At 37.8% G+C, this 16,729-nt stretch carries 12 protein-coding genes, 2 tRNA genes and 1 pseudogene; 14 read left to right on the top strand and 1 reads right to left on the bottom strand.

Translation table 11 applies throughout. The features are described 5' to 3' along the window. The first annotated feature begins 264 nt into the window (after positions 1-264). The 8 genes and pseudogenes from CP357_RS04830 (at position 265) to CP357_RS04795 (ending at position 7,819) form a co-directional block, all read left to right on the top strand. Positions 265-1,305 (top strand): annotated as a pseudogene (locus CP357_RS04830) (PTS transporter subunit IIC). Positions 1,306-1,587: 282 nt separating this feature from the next. Continuing rightward, on the top strand, positions 1,588-3,111 hold the full coding sequence (locus tag CP357_RS04825) for an SLAP domain-containing protein (RefSeq protein WP_098036683.1): 1,524 nt from the start codon (positions 1,588-1,590) through the stop codon (positions 3,109-3,111). Positions 3,112-3,208: 97 nt separating this feature from the next. Continuing rightward, positions 3,209-3,760 (top strand): hypothetical protein, encoded by a 552-nt coding sequence (locus CP357_RS04820; RefSeq protein WP_098036682.1) that lies wholly within the window; start codon positions 3,209-3,211, stop codon positions 3,758-3,760. A gap of 73 nt (positions 3,761-3,833) precedes the next feature. Next, a tRNA-Tyr gene (locus CP357_RS04815) sits at positions 3,834-3,915 on the top strand. 34 nt (positions 3,916-3,949) lie between these two features. Beyond that, positions 3,950-4,021, top strand: a tRNA-Gln gene (locus tag CP357_RS04810). Between the two features lie 188 nt (positions 4,022-4,209). After that, a complete protein-coding gene (locus tag CP357_RS04805; protein WP_098036684.1) occupies positions 4,210-5,796 on the top strand; it encodes a peptide ABC transporter substrate-binding protein in 1,587 nt (528 codons plus the stop codon). 117 nt (positions 5,797-5,913) lie between these two features. Beyond that, the gene (locus tag CP357_RS04800; RefSeq protein WP_098036681.1) at positions 5,914-7,029 is read left to right on the top strand and encodes a hypothetical protein; all 1,116 of its coding nucleotides are present in this window, start codon (positions 5,914-5,916) and stop codon (positions 7,027-7,029) included. Between the two features lie 88 nt (positions 7,030-7,117). Next, positions 7,118-7,819, top strand: coding sequence for a GntR family transcriptional regulator (locus CP357_RS04795; RefSeq protein WP_098036680.1), 702 nt, complete (start codon positions 7,118-7,120; stop codon positions 7,817-7,819). 64 nt (positions 7,820-7,883) lie between these two features. Here CP357_RS04795 and tagD read toward each other — a convergent pair whose 3' ends face one another. After that, positions 7,884-8,270 (bottom strand): glycerol-3-phosphate cytidylyltransferase, encoded by a 387-nt coding sequence (gene tagD, locus CP357_RS04790; RefSeq protein WP_098036679.1) that lies wholly within the window; start codon positions 8,268-8,270, stop codon positions 7,884-7,886. Between the two features lie 129 nt (positions 8,271-8,399). On the opposite strand from tagD, the gene CP357_RS04785 reads away from it, so the two are divergent. The 6 genes from CP357_RS04785 to CP357_RS04760 all read left to right on the top strand — a co-directional run bounded on the left by CP357_RS04785 (position 8,400) and on the right by CP357_RS04760 (position 16,726). Then, positions 8,400-9,128, top strand: coding sequence for a WecB/TagA/CpsF family glycosyltransferase (locus CP357_RS04785; protein ID WP_098036678.1), 729 nt, complete (start codon positions 8,400-8,402; stop codon positions 9,126-9,128). Positions 9,129-9,135: 7 nt separating this feature from the next. Beyond that, positions 9,136-10,236 carry a glycosyltransferase family 4 protein gene (locus CP357_RS04780; RefSeq protein ID WP_098036677.1) on the top strand — a complete coding sequence of 367 codons (1,101 nt, stop codon included), beginning with the start codon at positions 9,136-9,138 and terminating at the stop codon, positions 10,234-10,236. Between the two features lie 84 nt (positions 10,237-10,320). Then, entirely contained in the window at positions 10,321-11,799 is a 1,479-nt protein-coding gene (locus CP357_RS04775) for a nicotinate phosphoribosyltransferase (RefSeq protein ID WP_098036676.1), read from the top strand. Further along, complete coding sequence (gene nadE, locus CP357_RS04770) at positions 11,796-12,626, top strand: ammonia-dependent NAD(+) synthetase (RefSeq protein WP_098036675.1); 831 nt, start codon at positions 11,796-11,798, stop codon at positions 12,624-12,626. The genes CP357_RS04775 and nadE overlap by 4 nt, the downstream gene beginning before the upstream one ends. Positions 12,627-12,815: 189 nt before the next feature. After that, positions 12,816-15,485, top strand: coding sequence for a calcium-translocating P-type ATPase, PMCA-type (locus CP357_RS04765; protein ID WP_098036674.1), 2,670 nt, complete (start codon positions 12,816-12,818; stop codon positions 15,483-15,485). Between the two features lie 86 nt (positions 15,486-15,571). After that, a complete protein-coding gene (locus tag CP357_RS04760) occupies positions 15,572-16,726 on the top strand; it encodes a CDP-glycerol glycerophosphotransferase family protein (protein ID WP_098036673.1) in 1,155 nt (384 codons plus the stop codon). Positions 16,727-16,729: the final 3 nt, after the last annotated feature.

Raw genomic sequence — 16,729 nt, 5'->3', positions numbered from 1 at the left:
GGAACCGTACGTCCGGTGCAATGAGAGGGGCGAGAATTAAACTCCCTCTACTCTAAAAAAACAAAAGCCAACCTTAAAATAATCTTAACTATATTAAAAATAAAAAGTACAGTATAATATTTATCAGGGGAAAAACTAGGATGAGAATTTAATATTATTGCAGAGAGAGTCTGCGTTCTCGACTAATTTTTCAAGTACAAGTGAAGCTCCAGAGACGTAAGTCCCTGGAGCTTTTTTCATTAAAATGAATTGAGGGAAGTTTATATGCGAAAAGATTTTAAAGAAAACCTTTTGAACATATTGAATGGTGTGAGTACTGGTGTAGTGATCGCGTTGGTGCCAGGTGCATTAGTTAATGAACTGATGAAGAGCGTCGTGCATACTTGGCCCGGAGTACAAAATATTTTAACAATGACAACATTGATGAGTAGCTTGTTAGCCGTCTTTGCGGGATTGTGCGTGTCATATTTGCTCAAGTTCAACTTAATTCAGTCAGGTTAAATTACAGCGGCTGCGATGATTTCCAGTGGTGCATTTCAAGTGAAAAATGGTCAGATTATTTTGGCTGGTTCTGGGGATGTAATTAACATTGCGCTGACTATTTTCTTTGCGGCATTCTTAGTGAAGTTTTTGACACCAAAATTGGGTAGTTATACTGTGCTTTTGTTGCCGTTGATTGTGGCAGTGATCGCGGGTAGCGTAGGTCAATTCATGTTGCCTTACACAAAGATGATTACTGGTGCGGTAGGTCAGACGATCGGTACTTTGACTAACTTCCAACCACTCGTGATGGGGATGCTCATGGGTATTGCGTTTGCGGCCTTGATTGTGTCACCAATTTCTTCAGTAGGAATTGCTATGGCGATTGGAGTTGAGGGAATCGCCTCTGGTAGTGCTAACTTGGGTATCACTGCATGTGCGTTCACTTTGGCTATTATGAGTAGCAAGGTGAATGGTCTTGGGACGACAATTGCTCACTTCATTGGTACGCCAAAGATTCAGATGGCTAATATGTTGAAGAATCCAAGATTATTTTTACCAGTAATTGCATCCGCTGGAATTGCTGGATTAGTTGGTGCAATTTTTAAAATTAGTGGTACGGCTAATTCTGCTGGTTTTGGTTCAGCAGGTTTAATCGGACCGATGGCAGCATACCAATAGATGGGTGGCGGACCACTGGCAATTGGCTTCATTTTGTTGTTATTTGCGGGGATGCCAATCTTGTTAGGATTTGTCATGAGATATATCTTCATTCAAAAGTTGCAATTCGTTCGTGAAGAGGATCTTGTTATTGAAGATAAGTAAAATGCGTAGACTGATTGTGGGTAAAAGTCAATACTTTGTGGAAAAGTTCACAAAATTGTAAAGCTTTGATTTTAATTTGTAACAGTGCGGTAACTACAGCTTAATAGTGGTGAGTTACCCTATTATGTGCAATATGAAGGCAGATTTCTTCATATTGTGTACTCATCTAAAAGCCGATTCTTTTGAATCGATAAGGCGCGATGGTATAATATATTCACAAGTAAACAAGAAATATTACTGCTTACTTATATGTATGTTTATACAAAAAAGGAGACCACATTTATGAAAAAGAATAGAAAAATGTTAGGCGTGGCTGCCGCTACTTTGTTGGCTGTTGCTCCAGTTGTAGCTTCAACTGTGCCTGTTAATGCTACAAGCATTACATTAGGTACTACCACTACTAATACTACTAACAATGCTGGTACCACTAGTACACAAGCTCCAACTGATCGTCCATACTTTACTTTTAATAATCAAGTAATTGATGAAGCAACTACTGCCAATCCAAGTGCTAATGTAGTTCGTACTACTGTTGGTATTTCAAATGGTGAAGAATTATCAAGTGTTACAAAGAAGTTAAATGATCTTGGAATTAGCTTCCATGAAACTAACTCTAAGAGTACCCCTCTTAAATTGAGTGACACTGATGTTAAGAATGCTTTATTACAAAATCAAATTACTACTAAAGAAGTAACTGAAAAGCAAAAAGCTACTAAAGGTAAGAAGGCTACCGAGGTTAAGAAGACAGTTATTGTTATTCCTTCAAATGTAAGTACATTTAATTTAACTTTAAATGGTACTTCAGGTACTCAAACTGCTACTATTCAAATCCCAGTAGTTGTATCAAATTCAGGTTCATCATCTACGGAAGCAACTGATGCACCAGTATTTAGTTGGACTTTGAATGGTCAAAACCAAACTGCTGGTTTAAATGGTCGTGTATTCCAAGTTGCAGTTAACTCAAACTTTAACCCAACTAACTTTACTGATAGTGAAGGCAATATCGTTGCAATTAGTGCTGTTCAAAACAAATACAATAACACATATGCTTCAATTACAACTTCAAGTCAAGTTAACACTTCAGAAGCAGGACGTTACTACAATGTAACTTTAACTGCTACTGGTTTAACTGGTAAGAAGACAAATGTTACATACACTGTATTAGTAGCTCCAAGTTCACTTCAAACTTTGCATGCAGAAGCAGGACAAACTACTATTCCAACTTATAACATTTATGGTGATAACGCATTGCCAGGTTCAACCACTTTTAAAGATGGTGAACAAGTTTATGTTGGTGATCAAGCACGTACTGCTGCAGGCGTATCATATTCAAGAGTTTCAACTAAGTCAAAGAATGATGCTAACTCAAGCAATGTTTGGGTAAAGACTTCAGCACTTGTAAAACCAGCTGCTACTGAAAAAGGTGAATCTCACGTTGTTATGGTAGCTTCAAGAGCTTACGACAAGAACGGTAACTACTTAGGCCACATGTACGATACTTACACCAACATTGACATCGTTCCAAACATTGTAACTATCAAGGGTAAGACTTACTACAAGGTAGCTAACAAGGACGAATACGTTCGTGTAACTAACATTACTGGTACTCAACGTAAGTTGCGTCACAATGCCTACATTTACTGGTCATCATACCGTCGTACTCCAGGTACTGGTAAGATGTACAAGGGTCAAACTGTAACTACTTACGGTGCTTCATACAGATTCAAGAACGGTAAGAAGTACTACAGAATTGAAGGTTGCAGAAACAACAACAAGCGTTACATCAAGGCTGTAAACTTCTATTAAAAAGTAGAATTTAAATAAACGAAAAAGTCGGTGCAAAATGCATCGGCTTTTTTGCTGTACAATTAAAGAAATGTATTAAGTAATAAGAGGCAAAGTTATGAGCTTATGGATATTTTTAATTATCTTGATTTATTCTTTTTTGAAAACTACGGTTGAGTATGAAACAGCGACCAGATTATCATTGATCATCATTCCGCTATATTCTGCGATTATGATGATTTTAGGCATAGGTCAAAATTTTACACCTCTAACTATGCTTGTTACGTTGTTCTTGATTTTGTTTGGTATTGCAATAGGACTGTTTCAAACACGCAATGTTAAAGTTAAGATTAGTAATGAAAAAGATAAGCTAGGATTACCTAAAGTTAAAATTAAAAGAGGTGGGCATTACTTAGTTGGTTGGATTATTATCTTCATTCTTGGTATTCTGGTCGAATTGTTCTACGGTGAAGAAATGGATAAAACAGAACTATCAGAAAAACTGATTATTGAAATCTTACGAGATATTTCCAGTATTGTCATGTTCACCAATAAGAGTTCTTGGTTCATTTGGGTACTCAACGTTAGTTCTAGTTGGACTTATGATACATATTTATTATTGGAATATCCTAAGTTGCGGCAATATGTGGTTTTACGTCAAAAGGATTAATTTATTTGCAAAAAAATTGAAAATACCCTTGCATTTTACCTGGATATTAGTTATTATAATTAAGTCAGCTAACGGAGGAGTAGCGAAGTGGCTAAACGCGGCGGTCTGTAAAACCGCTCTCTCTGAGTTCGGCGGTTCGAATCCACCCTCCTCCATTGTTGAACGACAAGTAAAAAGTTCAGCTGGTATTGGGTTATAGCCAAGTGGTAAGGCAATGGTTTTTGGTACCATCATGCGCTGGTTCGAATCCAGCTAACCCAATAGTTCTAAAAGAACACCCAACCCAAAGAAAAAGCACCATATGGTGCTTTTTCTTTTTTGCGTTTTTAGTTAAAACTGTTTGAAATATTTCTAACATAATGTATACTTATAAAATGTTAGCATTATACAAAAAGTAAGTAAAGGAGGAGATGGAAATTAAAAAATTTAAGCGATTTTTTTCCGGATTAATGGTCATAGAAATGGGATTGGTGTTAGCTGCATGTTCCTCTAACAGTGGATTATCTCAAGCTAAGACTCAAACAATGAATACTTACGTCTCAAATGAAATTTCTACTTTAGATTCAAGTAAGTATGGTGATACTACTAGCTCAGAAGTATTACAGAATTCAATGGAAGGTTTGTACCGATTTGATAAAAATAATAAAGCTATTTTAGCTGGAGCTACTAGTGTTAAGCATTCTAAAGATCAACGCGTCTATACGTTTGATTTGCGTAAGAATGCAAAATGGTCTAATGGAGATCCAGTAACTGCAACGGATTATGTAACTGCTTGGCGCAGGACTGTAGATCCAAAAAATTCTTCATTAGATAGTGATAGCTATGCGATTATTAAAAATGGTACTAAAATTACACAAGGTAAGGCACCAGTTAACTCTTTAGGAATTAAGGCGTTAGGTAAATATAAATTACAGATTACTTTGGCTTATCCTATACCATATTTACCAGAAATTTTAGAGGGTGCACAATTTTATCCACAAAATACTAAACTCGTTAAAAAGTTAGGCCCTAAGTATGGAACTAGCAGTAAGAATTTAGTTTATAATGGACCATTTACAGTTACCGGTTGGACTGGCTCCAACTTAAAGTGGGTATATAAAAAGAATCCTAATTATTGGAATAAGAAAGATATTGCTTTAAATAAGGTCAACGTTCAAGTGGTACAAACACCATCGACAGGAGTGAACCTCTTTAGAAGTGGTCAACTTGACTATGCGGCTTTAACTTCGGATTTTGTTAAGCAATATGAAAAGAATCCTAATTTTCATACGCGTATAACGCCAACAAATGGTTACCTTTCATTCAATATTAAAAAGAAAGTAACCGGCAATGTTCATATTCGTCGAGCTATTAGTCAAGCGATCGATAAGCAGCAATTGGTTAAAACTATTTTGCATCAAGGTAAAGCAGCTAATGGTATTGTAGCGTCTGACTTTATTACTGATCAGTCAACTGGTAAAGATTACCGCCAAGATGCAGGTGATTTAGTAACTTATAATCCTAAGAATGCTCGTAAGGAATGGAACTTAGGCAAAAAAGAATTGGGCAAGGAAAAGATTAACCTAGAATTATTAACCTCTGACGTTGATGATTCTAAGCGTGTTGGTGAATTCATTCAAAGTAATTTGATGAAGAATCTTCCAGGTCTTAATTTAACAGTTAAATCGATTCCACTTAAATCACGGTTAGCTAATACCACTAATCATAATTATGATTTTGTCTTTGGTACTTGGCAGCCTAGTTATGAAGATCCGCTTGATTTCTTGACGGTGGGTGGTTTATTTAACCTGCAACCAGATTATCATAATGATAATTTCTGGCATCAAATTGATATGGCTAAAACCACTTATGCTACTAATCCAAAGAAGAGATTACAAGCTTTGATCAATGCCGAAAATCAATTGATCAAGAAGGATGCTTTTGCGGCACCGCTTTATCAAGCTGGTGTATCATACCTACTTAATAAGAAAGTGACTGGTTTCCAATTGTCACCTTACGGTAATGTCGCATATTATTGGAATGTAAAAATTAAATAAGATGTAATTGAGCAAATGCTTCAAAGCGTTTGCTCTTTTGGTGTAAAATATAAAATTGCGCCTTAAAAGAAAAAACAGGTAAAATAGAGGCTGACTTTTGACTAGAAAGGATTATTTATGGCTAGAATAATTAGAGTTGGCGGCTCTAGCAGCGCTACTAGTTGGCATGATGCATTAAATGATTTGCGTGCCGATGATGTATTGATGTTGGGACCCGGATATTATTATTTGCCTAGAGGTCGAGAATTAACCGATATTACAATTAAAGGAACTGGTAGTTTAGCTGAGGATACAACTATTTATGGTAACATCAGCGTTTCGGAAGATAGTCGTTATGTCACATTAGAAAATCTCTGCGTGAATACGACAACAGATAATAATAGTATTTTTGTACCAATAGAAACTAACGGTTACGTTACTTTAAGAAACTGTTGTGTTAAGGGGTATGGTACAGATACGGCAGCTATTGCCATTAATGGTAAAGTGACTCTTGAACTTTATTCAACTAAGATAACTGGTGGATCTGTTTCTATGTACGAAAATGCAGATTTTCGTTTAGAGATGAATGATTCACAAATTGATTATCCATCTGAAAATTATTGTGCTCTAGCTCTTGAAGGGCACGGAACGGCAATTATTAATAATTCTAATATTCGCGGCAGTATCAATACCTTTTTGAAAACAAATGCGGAATTAGATCTCAATAACTCTGAGGTCGATTATGTGTTATTGCACGGCCAAACTTGGATGAATATGCTTAATAGTACTCTTACCGCTAAGGATGATTCATGCCTTTATCTAAGTGATGATTGTTGGAGCAACATCGTTAATAGCAAATTTAACGGTGGGATTTATATCGATAAAAAGACGCATACTATTATCCAAAATTCAACTATTGATCGCATGATCGTAGTTGATGAGGCTAATGTGACAATGAATAATTCCATTGTGATGGAGCATGCTGATTTTCAAGATAAGAGCAGTTGTGAGGCTACGCGGGTAACCTTTATCGGAAATATGAATTATGAATATTTTTTAGCCTTAAGTGGACATGCTCAATTGAATGGCCATGATTTAATTCTTCATCCTAACCAGGCGGATTTGGCAGTGCAGGACGAAGCTAAATTAAAGACCAACGTCTTAGCTGCGCAAACTGATACATTGAATGTGGAATATAATAAGCGTCCAAACGTTTATATTTTAGGGATGCACTGGACCGCTAAGAAAAAATAATCAGGCAAAATTAACTTAGTGTATGAAATGCAATCTAGACCAATTTAGCATATAATAATAATTGGTATTAAACTTTGGGGGTGTAGTTATGGAAGAACCAATGTACATCAAGATCCACAACCAGATTAAACGCGATATTGAAAACCACGTTTATAAAGTAGGGGACCGAATTCCAGCAGAACGTCAGCTATCAGTGCGCTTTGGCGTTTCACGGATGACTTTGCGCCAAGCAATTAAAACATTGGAAGAAGAAGGAATTCTTGAACGCCGACTAGGTAGCGGGACTTATGTTGCCAGTCAAAAAGTGCAAGAAAAAATGTCTGGTATCATGTCGTTTACTGAAATTACCAAAGCTAATGGCCAAGTACCTTCAAGTAAATTAATTTCCTATCAAGTAGGGAATCCATCTTTATCTGAAAAGGAACGCTTAGCTCTTAAGCAGGATGAAAATGTATTGCGCATGGAAAGAATTCGTTATGCAGATGATATTCCGATTTGTTATGAAGTAGTTACGGTGCCATATTATTTGGTTAAAGACTTTTCTAAAGAAGATATTTCTAGCCATTTGTATGAAACCTTGGAAAAGCGTAGCGGTTTTGAAATTGGCAAAGTAACGGAACACATTTCTGCGGCTATTGCTAATGAACAAGATGCGCGTTTATTGAAGGCCAAGAAGGGCGAACCTTTAATCACTAGACGACAGGTAACTGAACTTTCAAGTGGTCAACCATTTGAATATACACGTGCTCGTTACGTGGCTGAACGATTTGAATTTACTTTTTCCAAGTAGAATTAAAAGGACAAAATAAAAACTCCAATTTCACTCAAAAACTTGAGTGAAACTGGAGCTTTTTTTATTTTAGATCTTCTTTGATTTTAGTGGTTGAAATCCCTGGTGTTCTTGGCAAGTAAACAACCTTACAATAAGGCCTTAAGAAGTCAAACTTGCCTTTCCAATCGCTGCCCATTACAAAAGTATCGACATTGTACTTTTTAATATCGTCGATTTTTTGGTCCCAATCTTTTTCAGGGATAACCTCATCAACGTAGCGAATAGCTTCCAAAATATATTTGCGTTCGGGATAAGTATTGTAAGCTTCCTTGTGCTTTTTGAATTCATTAAATTCATCAGTAGAAAGTCCTACAATTAAATAATCGCCTAATTCTTTAGCTCTTTTAAGCAGACGAACATGACCATAGTGAAGCAGGTCAAACGTGCCATAAGTAATTACCTTTTTCATTTTTTCTCCTTTTAACAAGACAATCTTATCATGTTTGAAGAAAAGATAAAACTTGAATATCATACGCGTACTTGCTTATTCCAATGGTAAAATAGATACTAGATGAAAAGACGCGTGAGGTGTGTGGAAATGGATAAAGTTAATATTTTAGGCGTTAATTTTGATAATAAAACTTTTAATCAATTTCAAAATGAATTTATTAGTCGACTGAATGATCACTTATCTACTTTTGTAGTAACTGCTAATCCTGAAATCGTAATGGCAGCTAACGAAAACCCAGAATTCATGAAAATTTTAAAAAATGATACAGATTATATCACTGCGGATGGTATAGGTATTGTTAAGGCGGCTAAGATGATTAAGCAGCCACTACCTGAAAGAGTGACGGGTTATGACTTGTTCACTTGGTTAATGAGTGTGGCTAACGACCGCGGCAGTCGCGTCTACCTGATTGGTGCTAAGCCGGCAGTAATTCATGCTGTGCAAGCTAAGGTAGCTAAAGAATACCCTAATATTAACTTAGTCGGCGCAGAAGATGGCTACTTTAAGGGAGACTTAGATTTAGTGGCTCGTAGAATTCAAAAAACACAACCAGATATGGTCTTCGCAGCGCTAGGTTTTCCTAAGCAAGAAAAACTGCTAGCTATTTTACGTAGAAATGAAACTCCAGCCTTAATGATGGGTGTAGGTGGCAGTTTTGACGTTTTCTCTGGCATGGTCAAAAGAGCACCGGAAATTTTTCAAAAGACGCATCTAGAATGGTTCTATCGTTTGATTACTAATCCATCTCGTTTTAAGCGAATGATGGTATTGCCTAAATTTGTTGTACGCTTTAAGCAATCGAAGAGAGGAAAATAATTAATTGATGAAGGTTTTGCATGTAAATGCCGGCCTTGAAAATGGTGGCGGTTTATCACATATTGTTAATTTATTAACTGAAGCCAAAAATGAAGGTAAAGATTTTGAATTATTGACTTTAGCTGAAGGTCCTGTAGCTCAGGCGGCTCGTGCAAAGGGGATTACTACCCATGTGCTTGGTGCTAATAGTCGTTATGATTTGGCTAGTTTACGTAAGTTAACCCAATTTATTAACAATGGACATTATGACATTGTGCATACGCATGGGGCTAGAGCCAACCTTTTTCTTTCTCTAATTTATAAAAAAATCAAAGCAACTTGGTGCATTACTGTGCATTCAGATCCCTACTTGGATTTTGAGGAGCGTGGCATTTTAGGAAAAATTTTCACCAAGCTTAATTTGCGTGCGCTAAGAAAAGCTGATTGTGTTTTTGCAGTCACTAATCGTTTTGCACAGCTGCTCATTAATAAAGTACAAGTGGATAAAAGTAAGGTACATGTAATTTATAATGGTATCTTTTTCCACAGCGATAGTGAGATTCCCGCTAAATATGAGCATACTTATTTCAATATTATTAATGTTGCCCGTACTGAAAAGGTTAAGGGTCAAGAATTGCTTTTAAAAGCTGTTAAAAAACTGGACGACCAACATATTCGTTTGCATATTGCAGGAGATGGTAGTCAGCTTGAGGCTTTAAAGGCTTTGACCAGACAATTAGACATGGCACCGCAAGTAACCTTTCACGGTTTTATGACTCATCATCAGCTTAGCGGCTTATATAAGCGAATTGATTTGGCAGTTCTTACTTCATATTCAGAGAGTTTTCCACTTGTGCTTTTAGAAGCCACAGATAATTTAATCCCAATTTTGTCCACAGATGTTGGGGATATTCACAAGATGATTCCTGGGCCAGAATACGGCTTTATTGCTAAAACCGGTGATATTGATTCGATTGCAAAGGCAATTGGCGAAGCGGTAGATAAGTCAAACAAAGAATTGCGTCAAATTGCCAATAATGAGAAACGTTATGCGGAAGAACACTTTTCTTTAAGAAATCAATTAGAGACAATTCAAAAAGTTTACGACACATTGTCAAAAAACGTCTAAGAAAATCAAGTTCAAAAATAGCAATGTGATAGTATTGGCTGTATAATAATGAAAAATGAAATTTTAATTACAGAAAGGGAAACAATGTTTTACCCAGAATTAGACAAAGACGATTCACTCGCTTTGCATACTGATTTATACGAAATTAATATGATGTATACCTACTTCAAGAAAGGGATTGCCGATCGCAATGCTGTTTTTGAAGCTTTTTATAGAACTGAGCCATTCGGCAACGGTTATGCTGTTTATGCTGGTTTGGAACACATTATTGATTATTTAAAGAATTTAAAGTTTAAAGAAAGCGACCTGCAATATCTGAAAGAGCAGGAAGGCTATGATGATGACTTTATTGATTACTTGCGCAATTTAAAGCTCAAGCTCACCATCCGTTCAATGAAGGAAGGGGAATTGGTATTTGCAAATGAACCAATTTTACAAGTTGAAGGTCCTCTTGCTCAATGTCAATTAGTTGAAACTGCTATTTTGAACATCATCAACTTCCAAACTTTGCTTGCTACCAAGGCTGCAAGAATTAGATTGGCAGTTAAAGATGATAGTTTGATGGAATTCGGTTCACGTCGTGCCCAAGAAACTGACGCAGCTATCTGGGGTGCACGTGCCGCTTACATCGGTGGTTTTGACTCAACCAGTAACGTTCGTGCCGGTAAATTATTCGGTATTCCAATCACCGGTACTCATGCTCACGCTTTAGTTGAAGCATTCGGCAGTGAATACGAAGCCTTCAAGGCATACGCTGAAACCCACAAGGATTGTGTCTTCTTGGTAGATACTTACGACACTGTTAGAAGTGGTGTGCCTAACGCAATCAAGGTTGCTAACGAAATGGGCGACAAGATCAACTTCTTAGGTGTTCGTATCGACTCCGGCGACATGGCCTACATTTCTAAGCAAGTTCGTAAGGAATTGGACGATGCCGGTTATCCTAATGCTAAGATTTTTGCCTCAAACGATTTGGACGAAAACACCATCACTAACTTGAAGATGCAAGGTGCCAAGATCGATGTTTGGGGTATCGGTACTAAGTTCATTACCGCTTATGACCAACCAGCCCTTGGTGCAGTTTACAAGTTAGTTGCCATGGAAGACGAAATGCACGCAATGCGTGACACCTTGAAGATTTCTTCTAACGCTATCAAGGTATCTACTCCAGGCAAGAAGCAAGTATGGCGAATCAGTGCCAATACTGCTAAGAAGAACGAGGGTGACTGGGTATCTCGTGATAATGAAGACCCACGCAAGTTTGATGCGCTCTTCATGTTCCACCCTCAATATACTTACATCAACAAGGTGGTTACTGATTACACTGCTATTCCGCTTTTACACGACATCTTTAAGGAAGGTAAGCTCGTTTACAATCAACCTAGCCTTGATGGAATTAAAAAGTTTGTTGCTGATAATTTGGATGGCTTATGGGATGAATACAAGCGTAGCTTGAACCCACAAGAATATCCAGTTGATTTATCACAAAACTTGTATGAGAGTAAGATGGATCTTATTCAAGATATTCGTCGTAAGATTAGAGAAAGAAGCATTGGTCGATGAGAGAGTTACAAAAAGAAATTATTGCCTATGAACATGTTTTACCTGAAATTGATCCTAAAAAAGAAATCAGACGTTCAATTGATTTTTTAAAGGATTATTTAAAGGCTAATCCATTTTTGAAGTCATATGTGTTGGGCATTTCTGGTGGTCAAGATTCTACTTTAACTGGTAAGCTTTGCCAAATGGCAGTTGAAGAAATGCGTGAAGAAACTGGTGATGATTCTTACCAATTTATCGCTGTACGTTTGCCATACGGCGTTCAAGCTGATGCTAGTGATGCTGCAGATGCTGTAGCTTTTCAAAAGCCTGATCAAGATTTAATTGTTAACATCAAGGAACCAGTAGATGCTATGGTGAAAGTAGTTGAAGCTAGTGGCCAAAAGATTACTGACTTTAACAAGGGTAATATCAAGGCTCGTCAAAGAATGGTTGTGCAATATGCCATTGCTGGTGCTAACAAGGGTGCCGTAGTTGGTACTGATCATGCTGCTGAAAACTTTAGTGGTTTTTACACCAAATTTGGTGATGGTGCCGCTGACTTAACTCCACTGTTCCGCTTAGACAAGCGCCAAGGCAAGATGCTTTTGAAGGAATTAGGTTGCCCTGCTCATCTTTATGAAAAGGCTCCTACAGCTGACCTTGAAGAAGAAAAGCCAGATTTGCCAGATGAAGTTGCTTTGGGTGTAACTTACAAGGAAATCGATGACTACCTTGAAGGCAAGGAAGTTAGCGATAAAGCAGCTGATCAAATCGAAAAATTATGGAAGAAGAGTGAACACAAGCGTCATTTGCCAGTTACTGTTTTTGATGATTTTTACAAGAAATAATCATTCACTAAAACTTGTTAAAGATTCAAAACCTTCTTATAATGAACTTGATCATAAGGGAGTAACGGCAATTTGCTTGCGGTAAATCCAACAGCCGAAGTAATCACTTCTGGATTTACCTTAATTTGTGAGACTTATGTGCTACAAGCATGTAAGTCTCTTTTTTATTATGAGAAAGGATGAAATAAAATGGCTCGAAAATATTACACAGAGACAATTCCCGATGTCGTTGAGAATTTGAATACCGCCATCGACACTGGCTTGTCTAGTGAAGAAGCCAAAAAGAGATTAACAAAGTATGGTCCGAATTCTCTTGCTTCTAAAAAGAAGAAGAGCATGTTCATGCGCTTTGTTGATCAATTTAAAGATTTTATGATCATTGTTTTGATCATTGCTGCAATTCTTAGTGGGGTAGTTGCCCATGAATGGACAGACGCCGCAATTATCATGATCGTGGTTATTCTGAACGCTGTTTTAGGGGTAATTCAAGAGGCACGTTCTGAAGCTGCGATCGACGCATTAAAGCAGATGGCAACGCCGAGTGCGCATGTGCGGCGAGATAATGCTATTGTACAAATTCCAAGTACAGAACTTGTACCAGGCGATATTGTCTTGCTTGAAGCTGGAGATGTTGTTCCAGCTGATCTGCGGTTAATTAGCGCACATAGCTTAAAAATTGAAGAAGCTGCTTTAACCGGTGAATCGGTTCCTGTTGATAAAAGCGATGAAACTCTTCAAGGTGATGACATTGCCTTGGCTGATCGAATTAACATGGCTTATTCTAGTACCAATGTTACTTATGGTCGCGGTGAAGGGATTGTCGTTGGAACAGGGATGAATACCGAAGTTGGTAAGATCGCCACGATGCTTAACAATGCCGATGAAACCGACACTCCTTTGAAGGAAAACTTGAACCATTTAGGCAAGATCTTGACGATCATGATTTTGGCTATTTGTGTGATTGTGTTTGTTGTCGGGATGTTCACCAAGCAAGGCACGGAGCCAATGAATGCTTTGCTGATTGATATGTTCTTAGTTGCTGTTTCACTTGCCGTAGCTGCTATTCCAGAAGGACTTCCAGCAATTGTTACGATTATTTTGGCTTTAGGTACGCAAACAATGGCCAAACACAAGGCTATCGTCAGAAAATTGCCAGCTGTTGAAACTTTAGGTGCTACTGACATTATTTGTTCAGATAAGACTGGTACTTTGACGCAAAACCGGATGACCGTCGAAAAGATTTTTTATCGCGGCAGTTTGCATGATGATAATGATGAAATCGAGGAGGACAATCCGGCCTTATTATCAATGGTCTTGGCCAATGACACCAAGATTGAAAATGGTGGGGACTTGCTAGGTGATCCTACCGAAACGGCTTTGATTCAATATGCTTTTGATCAAAACATTAATGTTCATGACTTGCTTGAAGAACACAAGAGAGTGCAAGAAGTACCATTTGATTCAGAACGTAAGTTAATGAGTACCGTTAATAAGTATGGCGATAAGTTCTTTGTTGCCGTTAAGGGTGCTCCTGATGAATTACTTAAGCGCGTAACTTCGGTCAAAATTAATGGTGAAATTTCACCAATTACTGCAGAGCAAAAACAAGATATTTTACAAACTAACCAAGATATGGCTAAAAAAGCCTTGCGTGTCTTGGGCCTAGCTTACAAGATAATTGATCAGACTTACGATGATCCAAGTACTGATAACGTGGAACAGGATTTAATTTTTGTAGGACTTGTTGGCATGATTGATCCAGAACGGCCTGAAGCGAAAGCTGCCGTAGCCGAAGCTCACAGTGCTGGTATTAGAACCGTTATGATTACTGGTGACCACCAAGTAACGGCTCAAGCGATTGCGGAAAGATTGGGGATCTTAGAGCCAGGACATGACGAACGTGTTTTGACTGGTGCACAGCTTGATCAATTAAGCGATGATTACTTTACTAAGCATGTTGGTGACTATAACGTTTATGCTCGTGTGTCGCCAGAGCACAAAGTAAGAATTGTGAAGGCATGGCAGGCAAATGATAAGATCGTTGCCATGACTGGTGACGGTGTTAACGACGCTCCAAGTTTAAAGCAAGCTGATATCGGGATCAGTATGGGAATTACCGGTACTGAAGTGTCTAAAGGTGCTGCCGATATGGTCTTAGCCGATGATAACTTTGCGACAATTGTTGAAGCAGGTAAGCAAGGACGCAAAGTCTTTAGCAATATTCAAAAGGCGATTCTTTACTTAATGAGTTGTAACGTCGGTGAAGTGTTAACCGTCTTTATGATGACGATGCTGGGCTGGGATATCTTAGCTCCAGTGCAGCTTCTTTGGATTAACTTGGTAACTGATACCTTGCCAGCCATCGCCTTAGGTGTGGAGCCAGTTGAAGATGGCATCATGAAGCGTAAACCTCGTGGTAAAAAGTCCAACTTCTTTAGCGGCGGTGTAGCTAGCTCAATTATTTATCAAGGTATTTTGGAAGGAATCCTAGTATTAGGTGCTTACCAATTTGGTCTGCATGTTGGTCCACATATTGATAATCCTGCTTTGCAGCACGGGGATGCTTTAACCATGGCTTTCTTGACCTTAGGCTTGATCCAATTGTTCCATGCAATTAATTCAAAGTACTTACACCAATCTATTTTTAGAAGACATACTTTTTCTAACAAATGGTTCAATGGTGCGATCATTATCTCTGCTTTAGTGATGTCAGCTGTTGAATTGCCATTTATGACTAGATTCTTTGATGTCACTGAACTTAATGGTGCACAATGGGCAGTTGTTTTAATTGCCGGGCTGTGCATGATTTTGATTGTCGAAATTGTTAAATTCTTTGAAAGAAGAGCCGGAAAAAGATAAAGTTTGCCAAAATAAACGAAAAAAGCTTGAGTAAACTCAGGCTTTTTTTGTATGCTTAAATCAGATTATTTTGAGGAAGTTATCAGATGAAAAGTTTTTTATTCCGCCTATATTTAGCATTGATGAAATTTAGAGCGCATTTTACGACGATGGAAAATAATAATATCGTTATCTTAAATGGCTCAGGTCGGTCAGGTTCAAATGGCTATGCCTTTTATAAATGGCTATTGCTTAATCATCCCGAATATAACGTCAGCTTGATTGAACCATGGCCATCATCTCACTTGAAATGGGAAGCTTGGCAAAAGATCGGTGCGGCGCGTTACGTCATTACAACGCACCAACCATTTAAAGTACGCAAGCATCAAATTAACGTTCAGCTTTGGCACGGTGTTCCACTTAAGCGGATGGGGATCATGGCAAACAATACGCGCTATCGTGATAATAAGCGTAATGAAAAATTGTGGCATAAGAATGCAGATATCGTCGCTTCAAGTTCAGATTTGTATGAGACGCTCATGAGCGCCTGTATGGCGATCGAAACTGAAAAGTACCATAAGTTAGGCTTTCCTCGTCTAGATCTACTAGATAAGCCTGTTATTAGCAAAAAGCAATTATTAAAAGATTTGTTTAACACTACTGATTCAGAAGCACAGATCGGGATTTACATGCCTACGTTTAGGTATGAGTTAGAAGATAAGACGATTATGGATAAAATCAAAGAAGGTAACTTTTTTGCATTTGAAGACTTCGATGGGAAAAAATTAAACGCCGAATTAGCTAAGCGACATCAATACTTAATTGTGAAATTGCATCCCTACGAAATGCGCTTATTCGCTAACTTCAAGAGTAATTATTCCAACATTGCCTTTTTAAACAATGATTACTTATTTGACCACAATTATGATTTGTATGAACTCTTGGGCGATACCGATTTCTTGATGACCGATTTTTCATCGATTTATTTCGATTATCTGCATCTTAATAAACCGATTGTCTTTGTCACTAACTTCTTACAGCAATATAAAAAGACGCGTGGACTTCTGCTTAGTCCGTATGATGAAATTACACCGGGTATTTGCGTTAATTCAGAAGCGGAATTAATCAATAATTTGGATCATCTTGATAATCAACAAATTGTCAATCGGCGTCTTTACTGGCTGCATTTAACCAGTGAGGCTAAGGGTGATTCATACTGTCAAAATGTCTTTGAATATATGACTCAAGAATATCGAGGTTAAGGT

Origin of the sequence: Lactobacillus sp. UMNPBX6, assembly GCF_002553975.1 — a bacterium.
Taxonomy (GTDB): Bacteria; Bacillota; Bacilli; order Lactobacillales; family Lactobacillaceae; genus Lactobacillus; species Lactobacillus gallinarum.
Note: the sequence above shows the minus strand (reverse complement) of the source record. Positions and strands in the feature narration are given on the sequence as shown.

What these genes read in the sequence shown, in the direction of transcription:
- CP357_RS04800 (WP_098036681.1), top strand. Translation starts at nt 5,914, where the DNA reads ATGGCTAGAATAATTAGAGTTGGCGGCTCTAGCAGCGCTACTAGTTGG.
- CP357_RS04765 (WP_098036674.1), top strand. Translation starts at nt 12,816, where the DNA reads ATGGCTCGAAAATATTACACAGAGACAATTCCCGATGTCGTTGAGAAT.
- CP357_RS04820 (WP_098036682.1), top strand. Translation starts at nt 3,209, where the DNA reads ATGAGCTTATGGATATTTTTAATTATCTTGATTTATTCTTTTTTGAAA.
- CP357_RS04785 (WP_098036678.1), top strand. Translation starts at nt 8,400, where the DNA reads ATGGATAAAGTTAATATTTTAGGCGTTAATTTTGATAATAAAACTTTT.
- nadE (WP_098036675.1), top strand. Translation starts at nt 11,796, where the DNA reads ATGAGAGAGTTACAAAAAGAAATTATTGCCTATGAACATGTTTTACCT.
- tagD (WP_098036679.1), bottom strand. Translation starts at nt 8,270, where the DNA reads ATGAAAAAGGTAATTACTTATGGCACGTTTGACCTGCTTCACTATGGT.
- CP357_RS04780 (WP_098036677.1), top strand. Translation starts at nt 9,136, where the DNA reads ATGAAGGTTTTGCATGTAAATGCCGGCCTTGAAAATGGTGGCGGTTTA.
- CP357_RS04775 (WP_098036676.1), top strand. Translation starts at nt 10,321, where the DNA reads ATGTTTTACCCAGAATTAGACAAAGACGATTCACTCGCTTTGCATACT.
- CP357_RS04825 (WP_098036683.1), top strand. Translation starts at nt 1,588, where the DNA reads ATGAAAAAGAATAGAAAAATGTTAGGCGTGGCTGCCGCTACTTTGTTG.
- CP357_RS04795 (WP_098036680.1), top strand. Translation starts at nt 7,118, where the DNA reads ATGGAAGAACCAATGTACATCAAGATCCACAACCAGATTAAACGCGAT.
- CP357_RS04805 (WP_098036684.1), top strand. Translation starts at nt 4,210, where the DNA reads ATGGTCATAGAAATGGGATTGGTGTTAGCTGCATGTTCCTCTAACAGT.
- CP357_RS04760 (WP_098036673.1), top strand. Translation starts at nt 15,572, where the DNA reads ATGAAAAGTTTTTTATTCCGCCTATATTTAGCATTGATGAAATTTAGA.